Annotated in this window: 14 protein-coding genes and 1 tRNA gene; 8 read left to right on the forward strand and 7 right to left on the reverse strand. The window is 64.4% G+C overall.

The features are described 5' to 3' along the window. Positions 1-23: 23 nt before the first annotated feature. A complete protein-coding gene (gene smrA / locus R3E49_RS10875) occupies positions 24-629 on the reverse strand; it encodes a DNA endonuclease SmrA (RefSeq protein ID WP_371295073.1) in 606 nt (201 codons plus the stop codon). Positions 630-711: 82 nt separating this feature from the next. Between smrA and cysZ the strand changes: the two genes are divergently transcribed. Further along, positions 712-1446, forward strand: coding sequence for a sulfate transporter CysZ (cysZ, locus tag R3E49_RS10880; RefSeq protein WP_371295074.1), 735 nt, complete (start codon positions 712-714; stop codon positions 1444-1446). Here the strand turns inward: cysZ and rhlB are convergent. The 6 genes from rhlB to hemA all read right to left on the reverse strand — a co-directional run bounded on the left by rhlB (position 1432) and on the right by hemA (position 7581). Further along, positions 1432-2814 carry an ATP-dependent RNA helicase RhlB gene (gene rhlB / locus R3E49_RS10885; RefSeq protein ID WP_371295075.1) on the reverse strand — a complete coding sequence of 461 codons (1383 nt, stop codon included), beginning with the start codon at positions 2812-2814 and terminating at the stop codon, positions 1432-1434. The genes cysZ and rhlB overlap by 15 nt on opposite strands. A 48-nt stretch (positions 2815-2862) precedes the next feature. Beyond that, positions 2863-3477, reverse strand: coding sequence for a DoxX family protein (locus R3E49_RS10890; RefSeq protein WP_371295076.1), 615 nt, complete (start codon positions 3475-3477; stop codon positions 2863-2865). Positions 3478-3544: 67 nt separating this feature from the next. Continuing rightward, positions 3545-4303 carry a ThiF family adenylyltransferase gene (locus R3E49_RS10895; protein ID WP_371295077.1) on the reverse strand — a complete coding sequence of 253 codons (759 nt, stop codon included), beginning with the start codon at positions 4301-4303 and terminating at the stop codon, positions 3545-3547. After that, positions 4293-5126, reverse strand: a complete 834-nt coding sequence (prmC, locus tag R3E49_RS10900) for a peptide chain release factor N(5)-glutamine methyltransferase (protein WP_371295078.1) — start codon at positions 5124-5126, stop codon at positions 4293-4295. Before prmC ends, R3E49_RS10895 begins: the two co-directional genes overlap by 11 nt. Next, on the reverse strand, positions 5126-6211 hold the full coding sequence (gene prfA, locus R3E49_RS10905) for a peptide chain release factor 1 (protein ID WP_371295079.1): 1086 nt from the start codon (positions 6209-6211) through the stop codon (positions 5126-5128). Before prfA ends, prmC begins: the two co-directional genes overlap by 1 nt. Then, positions 6208-7581: a glutamyl-tRNA reductase gene (hemA, locus tag R3E49_RS10910; protein ID WP_371295080.1), complete on the reverse strand. Its 1374-nt coding sequence runs from the start codon at positions 7579-7581 to the stop codon at positions 6208-6210. The genes prfA and hemA overlap by 4 nt, the downstream gene beginning before the upstream one ends. Positions 7582-7809: 228 nt before the next feature. On the opposite strand from hemA, the gene R3E49_RS10915 reads away from it, so the two are divergent. From R3E49_RS10915 to pth, 7 genes are all read left to right on the forward strand, one after another. Further along, complete coding sequence (locus R3E49_RS10915; protein WP_371295081.1) at positions 7810-9549, forward strand: tetratricopeptide repeat protein; 1740 nt, start codon at positions 7810-7812, stop codon at positions 9547-9549. Further along, positions 9546-10157, forward strand: a complete 612-nt coding sequence (gene lolB, locus R3E49_RS10920) for a lipoprotein insertase outer membrane protein LolB (RefSeq protein ID WP_371295082.1) — start codon at positions 9546-9548, stop codon at positions 10155-10157. The genes R3E49_RS10915 and lolB overlap by 4 nt, the downstream gene beginning before the upstream one ends. After that, on the forward strand, positions 10154-10984 hold the full coding sequence (ispE, locus tag R3E49_RS10925; RefSeq protein ID WP_371295083.1) for a 4-(cytidine 5'-diphospho)-2-C-methyl-D-erythritol kinase: 831 nt from the start codon (positions 10154-10156) through the stop codon (positions 10982-10984). The genes lolB and ispE overlap by 4 nt, the downstream gene beginning before the upstream one ends. 17 nt (positions 10985-11001) lie before the next feature. Next, a tRNA-Gln gene (locus tag R3E49_RS10930) sits at positions 11002-11076 on the forward strand. A 38-nt stretch (positions 11077-11114) separates the two neighbouring features. Next, positions 11115-12047, forward strand: a complete 933-nt coding sequence (locus R3E49_RS10935; RefSeq protein WP_371295240.1) for a ribose-phosphate pyrophosphokinase — start codon at positions 11115-11117, stop codon at positions 12045-12047. A gap of 72 nt (positions 12048-12119) precedes the next feature. After that, complete coding sequence (locus R3E49_RS10940; protein ID WP_290744782.1) at positions 12120-12764, forward strand: 50S ribosomal protein L25/general stress protein Ctc; 645 nt, start codon at positions 12120-12122, stop codon at positions 12762-12764. Between the two features lie 44 nt (positions 12765-12808). Beyond that, positions 12809-13381 carry an aminoacyl-tRNA hydrolase gene (gene pth / locus R3E49_RS10945; protein WP_371295084.1) on the forward strand — a complete coding sequence of 191 codons (573 nt, stop codon included), beginning with the start codon at positions 12809-12811 and terminating at the stop codon, positions 13379-13381. Positions 13382-13398 lie beyond the last annotated feature (17 nt).

Below are 13398 nucleotides of genomic sequence, written 5' to 3' on the forward strand. Positions count from 1 at the left end.
CTCCGCCGGAAACCCGGCGAGCCTCAACGATCAATCGGCACGCGGCCCTTCATAAAGCGCTCCCGATTCTTGCGCTTCTGCTCCTCGCTCTTGCGCAACAGCACATACACCGCGCCGGTGCCACCGTGCTGCGGCTGGGCGCTGTGATACGCCTGTACCATAGCCACTTCCTGCAGCCACACGTGCACATGCCCCTTGAGCACGGCACTGCGCTCGCGCTCGGCCTTGCGTTCGCCCTTGCCATGAATCAGCAGCACACTGCGCAGCCCCAACTCATGGCATTGCTCCAGGAACGCAAACAGCTCACGCCGTGCGACCGCTACCGTCATACGGTGCAGGTCCAGCCGGGCCTCCTGCTCATAGCGGCCCTGCCGTAATTTGCGATACACGCCGTTCTGTACGCCCGGTCGCTTAAACTCAAGCACATACCAGGCGTCCAGTGGCTCTGCCTCGCGGTCACTGAGCAGATTTCTGTCCGTCTCACGCGCGTTGACCGCCGCCTGCCTGCGCGCCTCGACCGAAGAGTCACGGGCGTCAGCGTCCGGGGCAAGCGGCACCCGCTTTTCGCGTTTCAGTGGCACAACATCGGCCACTTCCTGGAAAAACAGCTCAGATTCTTCGTCAACCATGGCTTCCCGCTCCCATGCAGTGCATCATTATAGCGCGGCAGATCACCGGGTTTCACGCCAACCAACAGAGGCCACGTTTTCTATGGAAGGCAATCTTGCTCGCGGCGCGGACTACCTGGTCCGCGGCGCCCGCCTACTCACACACCCCGCATTGCGCCTGTTCGTCATTGTGCCCTTGCTGGTCAATGTGCTTATCTTCGCGTCGCTGCTGGGCGTCGCATTCAGTTTTCTCGACCGCACCATCACCGACTGGATGGCAGCACTGCCCGGCTGGCTGGCGTTTCTTGAGTGGATCATCTGGCCGCTGCTGGTGGTCGTGTTCGGCCTACTTGCCGGCTACACCTTTACCGCACTGGCACTGCTGATCGCGTCACCCTTCAATAACCTGCTCGCCGAAAAAGCCGAGGAACTCCTGACCGGGCAGCCCGTGGACGCACTGGAGGGCCCGCTGGCCGCCCTGCTGTCCGTGCCCCGAGCCGTGCTGCGGGAACTGGCCAAACTGGCCTACTACCTGCCCATGGCACTGCTGGTCCTGGTGCTCAGTTTTGTGCCCGGCATCAATCTGGCCGCGCCGCTGCTGTGGTTCCTGCTGGGCGCCTGGATGATGAGCATCCAGTTTGTCGACTACCCGGTCGATAACCACCAACTGGGGTTTGCCGAAGTGAAAGCGGCGGTAGCCCGCAAGCGCCTGAGCAGCCTGGGCTTCGGTGGCCTCGTCGCGCTGTGCGCCGGGATACCGGTGATCAACTTCTTCGTGGTCCCGGCAGCGGTGGTTGGCGCCACCCTGCTCTGGTGTGAGGAACTACGCGAGCAGTGACTCGGGTGGGTGGGTGCACTCGAGCCGCTCACCCAGCAGGGCTTCAATATCCGGCAGCAGGAACGCGTCGTCTTCGCTGGCGAAGCTGATGGACACGCCGGTGGCGCCCGCGCGCCCGGTGCGCCCGATACGGTGCACGTAGTCGTCGGGGTCTTCCGGCAGGTTGTAGTTGACCACGTGGCTCACACCATCCACGTGAATGCCGCGACCGGCGACATCGGTGGCGACCAGCACCTTGATATCACCCTTCTTGAACTGGGCCAGTGTACTGGTGCGCTTCGCCTGCGGAATCTCCCCGGAGAGGATGCCACAGGAGACACCCGCCTTGCGCAAGCGCTCGTGCAGCCTGCGCACCTGATCCCGGCGGTTGGCAAATACAATAACGCTGGTGGCTTCCGGGCTGCGCACCAGATTGACCAGGAGGCGATAGCGCTGCTCACTGCTCACCAGATAGACCTTCTGGTCTACCGAGTCAGTGGCCACATGGTCGGGTTCAATCTCAATCGTAATCGGCTCCCAGGTCCACTGTTCTGAGAGGTTGATGATGTCCTGTGTGAACGTCGCAGAAAACAGCAGGGTCTGGCGGTTCTGCTTGGGAGGCGTGGCCCGCACAATACGTTTCACCTGGGGAATGAAGCCCATATCCAGCATACGGTCTGCTTCGTCCAGCACCAGTGTCTCCACTCGATCAAGGAACAGGTCGCGGCGCTGCATGAAGTCGATCAGGCGACCGGGCGTCGCCACAACGAGGTCGACCACGTCGCTGTTCAGCCGGTTCAACTGCTTCTGGTAATCCATTCCACCGATCAGCGTGACCACCTTCAGACCCGTGAAACGGGCAAGGTCCTCCGCGTCAGCGGCAATCTGCATAACCAGTTCCCGTGTCGGCGCGATCACCAGGGCTCGCGGCTCGCCAAGGAAGCGCTCACCTTCCTGCGGATGGCACAGCAGGTCGTTGAAGACGGTAATCAGAAAGGCCGCTGTCTTGCCGGTTCCGGTCTGCGCCTTGCCGATCGCGTCGTGACCCTGCAGGGTATGCGGAAGGATCGCCGCCTGAATCGGCGAGCAGTAACTGAAACCGAGCCCCGCGATGCCGCGCATCAGCTCCTCGCGCAAGCCGAGGTCATGGAAACGTGTCTTGCCCTCTTCCGGCGCCACCTGAAAGTCGTCCAGGCTCCAGGGCTTCTCGGGGGCAGGGGAACGGCGGGCGCGCTGCTTTCCGGACTTGCCCTGTCCGCGGTCACTGTGCCCGGGGCCGCGGGGCGGCCTGCCGTGCGTCGAATCACTGGCGGAGGCTTCGGGAGGGGGGGGTGTAGCGGCGGCGCCATCAGCATTTTTGCTGCCGCGGCCGAGTAGACTCTTGATCAAGGTTGCTTCCTGTCAGGGTTCACGGACTTGCACTGTTTCACAGGGGCACTAGTCTAGCAGTTTTGTCCGGGACGTGCCGCTGCCGGGATACAAACGCGAGAGATAGTAGTCGGCACTGACAAAGCGCCCTCCCCCCATGAACAGCAGTGCCAGCAGCATGGCGAAATAGGTAGCGGCAAACTCGATGCCGTTATTCAGCACCACGAGATTACCGTGCTCGGTCAGCCAGCTGTAATTGCCATGCTCACGCAGGAGATCGCGTGCGGTGCCAAGGCGCACCGCGATATCCTCTGCGCCGGAATCTGCAATCGCCGCCCAGCCGTTCTGCCAGTGCACCGTCCAAGCCGCGACCAGCATGGTCACCATCAGCGGCAGGGCAACCCAGCGTGTGGCGAGCCCGACAAGCAGCAGCAGTGCGCCGATGGCTTCGGTGTAGGCGGCCAGGTGGGCCAGCAGCGCGGGGAACGGCAAGCCCAGCCCCCAATCCTCGTTGGCGAACCATTCAATGGTGTTGTCCATGCCGGCGATTTTCTGCATGCCGGCCATCCAGAATACGGGCACCAGGTACAGGCGCAGCGCCAGTGGCGCCAGCCAGTCGACGTGGCGCAAGGTACCAAAGACGCCGTTGTGCAAGCGGTAATACAGTCCGATCAGCCAATCCATAGAGCATTCTCTCCGGTGCGTGACAGTGTGACCCCACACAGGGCAAAAAGTTTGCGGCCGGTGCGCTTCAGCGCCTTGCCCGTGATCCGCAGTCCGGGCAATCGGGCTTCCGCTGCAGCCGCAGGCGGCACTGGGACAGGGTGCGCAAATCCAGCATGAGTACTTCATCGCGCAAGGTTGGCAGGCCCGCGAGGTATTTCAGTGCCTCCAGCGACAACAGCGACCCCAGCACGCCCACCACCGGCCCGAGCACGCCGGACTCAGCACAGGCCTGCTGGGCGTCATCGGCGGCCGCCAGAGGATACAGGCAACGGTAGCAGGCGCCGCCCGAGCGTGTATCAAACAGCGCCAGCTGCCCCTCCAGACGCACCGCGGAGGCCGACAGCAGGGGCACCCCCAGCTCCACGCACGCCCGATTCACCGCGTAGCGGGTGCTGAAACGATCACTGGCATCAATGACCAGGTCCTGCCCGGCGACCGCCTCCGCCAGTGCGCGACCCTGCAGATGCGTGGCGAGGGGCTGCAGCCGGGTCGTGCTGTTCAGTGCCGCCAGGCGCCGTGCCGCGGAGGCGGCCTTGTTCATGCCAAGGGTGGTTTCATCATGCAGTATCTGGCGCTGCAGGTTGCTCGACGCCACCGCGTCGCCGTCAGCCAGCCGCAGGTGACCGACCCCCGCCGCCGCGAGGTACAGGGCCGCGGGGCTGCCCAATCCGCCAAGGCCAACAACCAGCACCCGGGCTGCCGCCAGCGCCTGCTGTCCGTCGATACCGAAATCCGGCAGCAACAGCTGCCGGCTGTAACGCACAAGGTCCGCGTCAGTCAGCATGCCAGCAGCCACCGGTCACCCGCTCCCTGCCCGCCAGATCACAGCGCGTGGCAACGGACTCGAAGCCACTTTCCCGCAGCAACTGCCGCACCGCTGCGCCCTGTTGGTGGCCGTGCTCAAGCAACAACCAGCCGCCGGCGAGCAGGTAGGCCGGCGCGGCCACACAGAGCTGTGTAAGGTCATCAAGCCCCTGCTCACCGGCGACCAGTGCGCCGACAGGCTCGAAGCGCACATCACCCTGTGCCAGCCAGGGACTGTTGCTCTCCACGTAGGGCGGATTGCTGACAATCAGCGCATGACGTGTACCCTGCAGCGCCGCGAACCAGTCGGACTGCAGACAGCGCACCCGCCCCGGACACAGCCGCGCGACATTGTCCTCAGCCACCGCAAGGGCCGCGCTGGAGCGATCCAGTGCAGTCAGCTGCCAGCCAGCACGCTCCACCGCAAGGGCAATGGCGATGGCACCGGTACCAGTCCCCAGATCAAGCACACTGGCGTCGGGGGGCAACGGCAATGACAGGGCCCATTCAACCAGCGTCTCGGTCTCCGGGCGGGGGATCAGCGTGGCATCGGTCACCCGCAGCAGCAGCGACCAGAACTCGCGCTCACCGGTCAGATACGCAATCGGCTCACCTGCGCGGCGCCGGGCCAGCAGGGCTGTATAGCGAGCGGCCTGGGCGGGAGCCAGTTGCGCATCGGGCCAGGCGTAGAGCCAGCTCCGGGACTTGCCCAGCACATGGGTGAGGAGGATTTCGGCATCGCGACGCGCACTGTCACCCGGCAGGTCGTTGCCGGCGCGCAGGCAGGCGTCGACCGTCAGCATCAGTGTGCCGCCATGGCCGCCAGTTGATCCGCCTGGTACTCCTGACGCAGCGGGCCGATGATGGCGTCCAGCTCCCCCTGCATGACCTCGTCAAGCTTGTACAGCGTCAGGTTGATGCGATGGTCTGTGACGCGGCCCTGCGGAAAATTGTAGGTACGGATGCGATCGGAGCGATCCCCGGTGCCGACCAGGTTACGACGCTGCTCGGCCTGCTCGGCGGCCTGCTTGTCCTGCGCTGACGTCTGCAGCTTTGCCTGCAACAGGGACATGGCCCGGGCGCGGTTCTTGTGCTGTGAGCGCTCATCCTGGCATTCGACAACAATGCCGCTGGGCAGGTGCGTGATGCGCACGGCGGAGTCGGTCTTGTTAACGTGCTGGCCACCCGCGCCTGACGCCCGGAAGGTGTCGACGCGGATATCCGCCTTGCTGATGGCGCCGACGGCGACCTCGTCCGGCTCCGGCATCACCGCTACCGTACAGGCAGACGTATGAATGCGGCCCTGGGATTCGGTTTCCGGCACGCGCTGCACGCGATGCGCACCGGATTCGAACTTGAGGTGGGCATACACATCGCGCCCCTCAACGAGCGTGATGATTTCCTTGAAGCCGCCGTGTTCACCCGGACGCTCGGACAGGACCTCGATTTTCCAGCCCATGGTCTCCGCGTAACGACTGTACATGCGAAACAGGTCGCCGGAGAAAATCGCGGCCTCGTCGCCACCGGTTCCGGCGCGAATCTCGAGGAATACGTTGCAGGAGTCCTGCGGGTCCCGCGGCAGCAGCAGTGCCTGCAGCTCCTGCTCCAGGGCCTCCAGACGCCCCGTGCCGCTGGCGATCTCTTCCTCTGCCATGGCCACGATGTCTGCGTCCGCCTCCTGCAGCATGCTACGCGCCTCATCGAGATCAGCGCGCACACGGCTGTACTGGTGATAGCAGTTCACCACCTCTTCCAGTTCGGCATACTCGCGGGACAGTTCCCGAAAGCGGTTCTGGTCGGCGATCGTCTCGGCGTCGCCGAGCAGTGCGGAGACCTCCTCGTGGCGATCGGTGAGGGCATCCAGTTTGGTCAGCAGGGAAGCTTTCATTGCAGGGTTCGGTCGACTCGGGATTGGGCTTGCGGTGCAGAGGTGGCAGCCGGGGCGTCCTCCACGGGTTCCAGGCGGTTGGCGCCGGTGGCGCTGTGCGCGGCTTCATCCAGACCGAGCAGCCGACGGGCGCCTGCCAGCAGATCCTGGCGACCCTCGGCGCTGGCCCGTTTGAGGCCGGCGGTGGGCGCGTGGATCAGCTTGTTGGTGATGCCGCGCGCCAGCTGGGCCACTATCTGCTGCGGGTCATCTCCGCGGGCCAGAGCGCGCAGCGCCCGCTGCAATTCCAGCTCACGGATCGATTCCGCCATGTCACGGTACTGCCGCACGCTGTCCACAGCGGCGAGGCTGCGCAGTTCCTCAAGGTACTCGCTGACACCGGCCTCGATAAGCTGGTCGGCCTTGCGCGCCTCCGTCTGGCGGCTGCGCAGGTTCTGTTCCACGATATCGCGCAGATCATCCACAGTGTACAGATAGACATCCGGCAGATCCGCCACCTGCGGTTCTATGTCCCTGGGCACCGCGATGTCCACCATCAGGACCGGACGGTGCTTGCGCACCTTGATGGCCTGTTCAACGGCACCTTTACCGAGAATCGGCAACTGACTCGCCGTCGACGTGATAACGATGTCTGCATGCGGCAGGTGCTCGGGGATCTCGGCCAGCAGCACCGCCTCCGCACCGAACTTCTGCGCCAGCTCGCGCGCACGCCCCAGAGTCCGGTTGGCAATCACGATACGTCGCACACCCGCTTCCAGCAGGTGCCGCGCCACCAGCTCAATGGTCTCTCCTGCGCCAACCAGCAGCGCATCGCAGCGGCTCAGGTCGGAGAAAATGTGTCCGGCCAGGTCCACGGCGGCGTAGGCCACAGACACAGGGTTTTCGCCGATCGCGGTGTCCGTACGCACCCGCTTGGCGAGGGCGAATACCTTCTGGAACAGGCGACCCATATCCGCGCCGATGGTGCCCGCTTCCGCTGCCACCGCATAGGCGGACTTCAACTGGCCGAATATCTGGGGCTCACCCAGCACCATGGAATCGAGGCCGCTGGCCACCTTGACCATATGGCGCAGCGCATCAGCCGCCTCATAGTGATAGGCCGCCCGGCGCAGCTCCTCGCGGGACAGGTGATGGTAGTTCGCCATCCAGTCTACGAGCTGCGCGGACTTCTCTGCGCAGCGGGATGCCTCAGGCACGATGGCGTAGAGCTCGGTGCGATTACAGGTGGACAGAATCACGACTTCGTCGAGCCCCGCGTGCTCACAGGCATGCTCCAGCGCTTCGGTCACCTGTTCCGGCGCAAACGCCACGCGCTCGCGCACCTCGACGCCAGCCGAGTTGTGGTTGATTCCAAGGGCAATGAGATTCATAGCGCGCGAGGGGCTCCGGAGGGGTGGCGGGCCGGGTAGACGCCGCAAACCGAACCACATCCTGTCTGATAGACCCGTGATTCTACCAAGATATGCGCTGAATGACAGGCATCTTGTGTGGCCGCCGCTGGAGGTATCACCGGCGATCCGCTTTACACCACTTGGGATTCAACCCCTGAGTGTGTCACTATTACTGCCTCACGCCGGATATCGATACCTGTCCTGACCATGCTCCGACTCTTGCTGACAAGTGCGCTCCTGCTGGCGCTGGGGGGCTGCGCGTCCAACCCCCCTGCGGCGCCGGCCAAAGCACCGGCGCAGGACGCTGTCGCGCCCGCTGACTTCGCAGAGCCACCGGAGCGCGCTTTTCCGGCTGCAAGCCTCTACCCCCTGCTGCTGGCGGAGTTTGCCCTGCGCCGCAGCGACTACAACACCGCGCTGACCACCTATCTGGAACAGGCCCGGCTGCTGCGGGATCCCGCCATCAGTGCGCACGCCACCCACCTCGCCCAGTTCATGAAGCGCGAAGCCGAGGCCTACGAGGCGGTGAGTCTGTGGGTCGAACTGGACCCCGACAGCCCGGAGGCCAACAATACACTGGCCACCCTGCTGATCCGCAAGGGTCATCCGGCGCAGGCGGTACCGCATCTCGCAGTGGTCGCACGCAACGAGTTGCGCACCAGCTTCCCCATGCTGCTGAGCGGCTTCCGCGAGCTGCCGGCTACGGAGAAAGCCGCACTCGACGACGCTGTCGCCACCCTGCTGACCGAACGTCCGGAGGATACGGGCCTGCTGCTCACGCACGCCCTGATTCGCGACGAGCTGGGTGATGCGGCAGGCACTCGTGCTGCCCTCGAGCGCCTCCTGGCGCTGGAGCCCGGGCAAACCCAGGGACTCATGCTGGACGCCAAGTTACGCCTGGAAGCGGAGGAGGAACGGCCGTTCCAGCGCATCGAAGCGGCGCTGGAAGAACAACCGGACAACAGCGCCCTGCGCCTCCAGTACGCCCGTCTGCTGACCCGCTCCGACATTGGCGCAGCGCGCCGCCAGTTCGAGATTCTCTCGGCCCGCTCCCCACGCGACGGCGACCTGCTGCTGTCCCTGGCCCTGCTCAACCAGGATGCAGGCGACACACTGGCGGCCAAGGCCTACCTGCGACAGGTGCTGGCGCTGGAACAGCGGGTCGACGAGGCGAATTACTATCTCGGGCGTATCCTGGAGCAGGAAGGACGCCCCGAGGAGGCGATCGCCGCCTACTCACAGGTCGAAGACCCCAGCAGCCGGGAGTTCTTCAATGCCCGCGGACGCGTCGGGCGCCTGCTGATGGAGCAGGGCGACGTCAGCGAGAGCGCCGCCTTCTTCGACCAGCAGCGGGCCAGCTACCCCGCGCTGACGGAGCAGCTTTTCGCGCTCGAGTCCGAGCTGCTGACCCGGGCCAGCCTGCTGGAAGCCAGCCTGGCACTGCTGGACCAGGCCTTGGCCACGCTGCCGGATGCCGACTCCCTGCGCTACAGTCGCGCCATGCTGCGCGAGCAACTCGATGATCTGAAAGGCATGGAGGCGGACCTGAGGCATATCCTGCAGGACAACCCGGACAATGCCACGGCGCTGAACGCGCTGGGATACACCCTGAGCAACCACACCAACCGCTATGCGGAAGCCGAGCAGCTCATTTCCCGTGCCCTGACCCTGGCCCCGGAGGAGCCGGCCATCCTGGACAGCATGGGCTGGGTGCTGTTCCGACAGAACCGGGCGGAAGAGGCGCTGCACTATCTGCAACGGGCCTGGACGGGGCTGAAGGACCCCGAAGTCGCGGCGCATCTCGGTGAGGTGCTCTGGACCCTGGGTCGTGAGGATGACGCCACCGCAGTCTGGCGCAACGGGCTGCAGCTGGATCCTGAACACCGCACCCTGCTGGAGACGCTACAGCGCCTGCAGGTGCCCCCTGCACGGCTCGAAGGCGAGTGACACCGCAGCACACTCCCGCCCTGCGCCTTGCCTTCCTGTGTATCGGGCTGTGGCTGACCGGCTGCGCCACCGCGCCACCGCCCCTCCCGGACAGCCCCTGGCTGCAACGGTCGCAACAGCTGGGCGCGCTGGATGACTGGTCCGCCACTGGCAAGATCGCCGTGCGCAACGGCGAGCAGTCGGAATCCGCCAGTCTCAGCTGGGAACAGCAGCAAAGCGACACCACGGTGCAGCTCAGCGGACCTCTGGGGCTGCAGGCCACGGAGCTGCGCAGTGACGGTCACACGCTGGCGGTATCGCAGGGAGAGTCCGTGCGACGCTTCGACCTGTCGACACCGGATGTCATGGCGCAGGAGACGGGCTGGGACCTGCCGCTTGCGGCCCTGCCCCACTGGCTCAAGGGCATTCCCGCCCCGACGCCCCCGCCCGATGTGCTGGACATCGCCGATGACCTGCTGCAGACCCTGCAGCAGGCAGGTTGGCGGATACACTACGAGCGCTACCAGCAGGTGGGCGTGTACTTCCTCCCCACGCGATTGACCCTCGAGCGCGGCGCCACACGCGCCAAAGTGATCATTCAACACTGGCGCGCAGGTCGTGAACCATGAGCAGCAGCGTGGCGCTGACATCGCCGGCCAAACTGAACCTGTTCCTGCACGTTACCGGCCGACGCGAGGACGGCTATCACACCTTGCAGACCGTGTTCCAGCTCCTGGACTGGGGAGACAGGATGACGTTCACCGCCAACGACAGCGGCACAGTCACCCTGGACATGCCGGGCAGCGATGTGCCCCTCCGGGACAACCTGATCCTGCGCGCCGCACAGCTGCTGCAGCGTGGTACACTGGGTGCCGCGATTACCTGTGACAAACAGATCCCCATGGGCGGCGGGCTTGGTGGAGGTTCCTCCAACGCGGCGAGCACACTGCTGGCGCTGAACCGGCTGTGGCAGCTCGACATGAGCCTCGGCACCCTGCAGGCCCTGGGCGCCTCCCTGGGTGCGGACGTGCCGGTGTTTGTCGGCGGTCACAGTGCCTGGGCCGAGGGCATCGGCGAGGTGCTGACGGCGATCCACCTGCCAGAGGCCTGGTACCTCATCCTCAAGCCCGGCTGTGCGGTGCCCACAGGGGAAATTTTTTCCGACCGGGAATTGACACGAGACAGCCTGCCGATCACAATGGCCGCCTTTTTTCAGGGGGTACACCGCAACGACTGTGAGCCGGTTGTTGTCGCGCGCTACCCTGAGACAGGTGAAGCGCTCGACTGGCTGCGGCAGTTTGCCGAGCCGAGGCTGACCGGCACCGGGTCCTGTGTTTTTGCCGCGTTCGGCACACGGGAACAGGCGCAGGCGGCGCAGCGGGAAGTCCCCGGGAAGTGGGTCTCCTTCGTTGCAAAGGGCGTCAACGAGTCACCTGCACTGAGGGCACTGGCCTGAAGTTTACAACGAATTATTGGGGTGTCGCCAAGTGGCAAGGCACCGGGTTTTGATCCCGGCATTCGTAGGTTCGAATCCTACCACCCCAGCCATATCCCCCCAGGAGAGAAGTGCCGTGTCCTCCAAGCTGATGGTCTTTACGGGTAATGCAAACCCGGAACTGGCCCAGAAGATCGCCAACCGACTGTATCTTTCCCTGGGCAAAGCCAGCGTGGGCAAGTTCAGCGACGGCGAGATCGCGGTCGAGCTGAATGAAAACGTCCGCGGCAAGGACGTGTTTGTCGTGCAACCCACCTGCGCGCCGACCAACGACAACCTGATGGAACTGCTGGTCATGATTGATGCGCTGCGCCGTGCGTCGGCTGCGCGCATCACCGCGGTAGTGCCCTACTTCGGCTACGCACGCCAGGATCGTCGCGTGCGCTCGGCCCGCGTGCCGATCACCGCCAAGGTCGTTGCCGACATGATGGTGTCCGTGGGCGTTGACCGGGTGCTCACTGTCGACCTGCACGCCGAACAGATTCAGGGTTTCTTCGGTTGCCCGGTAGACAACGTCTACGGCTCTCCCATCCTGAACGCCGATATCCTGGACTGCAACTACGAGAACCTGATCGTCGTATCGCCGGATATCGGCGGCGTGGTCCGGGCTCGCGCTATTGCCAAACAGCTCGATGATGCCGACCTCGCCATCATCGACAAACGCCGCCCCCAGGCCAATGAAGCGCAGGTGATGAACCTGATCGGAGAAGTCGACGGGCGCATCTGTCTGCTGGTGGACGACATGGTCGACACCGCCGGCACCCTGTGCAAGGCCGCCGATGCGCTCAAGGAGCGCGGGGCCAGCAAAGTCGTGGCGTACTGCACCCACGCGGTGCTGTCTGGCCGCGCTCTGGAAAACCTTCGCAATTCCCAGCTCGACGAGCTGGTCGTCACCGACACGATTCCCCTGAGCGCGGACGCCCGGGCCGTTTCGAAAATCCGCCAGCTGACCATATCGGACCTGCTGGCAGAGTCGATTCGCCGGGTTTCCAACGAGGAATCCATCAGCGCGCTGTTCCAGTAGGGGCAGCGCATAACCCACCCACTGCCGGGCCGGTCGCAGGCGAAGCAGTGTGTTATCAAAGGAGTGCAGACAATGTCTGACCAATTTGAGTTGTACGCAGAAGTGCGTGAGGACATGGGGAAAGGTGCGAGCCGCCGCCTGCGTCGTCTCGCAGACCAGGTTCCCGCCATCATTTATGGCGGTGACAAGGACCCCCAGCCACTGTCCATCATCCGCAAGGATCTGGAAAAATCGCTGGAAAACGAGGCATTTTTCTCTCACGTGCTGGTGATCAACATCAACGGCAAAAAAGAGAAAGCGATCCTCAAGGACCTGCAGCGCCACCCGGCCCGCAACAGCGTGACCCACGCTGACTTCCTGCGCGTCAACGAGAACGTGGCCATCAAGGTTCACGTGCCGATCCACTTCCTGAATGAAAAGACCTGCCACGGCGTCAAGGTTCAGGGCGGCATGATCCAGCACCAGGCTACCGACATCGAAGTACTGTGTCTGCCGACGGACATCCCCGAGTTCATTGAAGTGGACATGGCTGACGTCAAGACCGGTGAAATCATTCACCTGTCAGACATCACGCTGCCGCAGGGCGTCACCTCGGTTGCCCTGGCTCTTGGCGAAGACCACGACCTCGCGGTCGCCTCCGTTGTTGCACCCAAGGGTGGCAGCGACGCCGAGGAAGACTCGTCCGAAGACAGCAGCTCGGACAGCAGCGAGGACTGATCTCTCGCAACGGCGAGGCACTGGCGTTGGCAGGCTCCATATCCATGATTGCCGGACTGGGCAACCCGGGCAGCGACTACCGGGGAACCCGTCACAACGCCGGTGCCGACTTCGTCGAGGCACTGGCACGTCAATACGGTGCCACACTGCAGCCAGAATCCCGTTTCGCTGGCCTCACTGCACGCATTCAGGTGGCCGGTCACGACATTCGATTGCTGATCCCCACCACGTTCATGAACCGCAGCGGGCAGTCCGTTGCGGCCATGGCGAACTTTTTCAAGATCGCACCCGAGGCCATTCTGGTCGCGCACGACGAATTGGACATTCCTGCCGGGACCGCTCGCTTCAAACGCGGGGGTGGGCACGGTGGCCACAACGGGCTGCGCGATATTGTCTCCCGCCTCGGCAACAACAACAGTTTTGCCCGACTGCGTATCGGCATTGGCCACCCAGGCCACGCGTCCCAGGTCACGGGCTATGTGCTCGGCCGGGCCAGCGCGGTTGACCAGACGCGTATCGAAGCCAGTATTGACGCGGCCATTGATGCCCTGCCCCTGTTTCTGGCGGGGGAAGACACACGGGCGATGACACAGCTACACAGCTTCAGTGCGCCCTGAACCGCGCGCGTCGCGTT

This window comes from Haliea sp. (assembly GCF_041395985.1).
Taxonomy (GTDB): domain Bacteria; phylum Pseudomonadota; class Gammaproteobacteria; order Pseudomonadales; family Halieaceae; genus Haliea.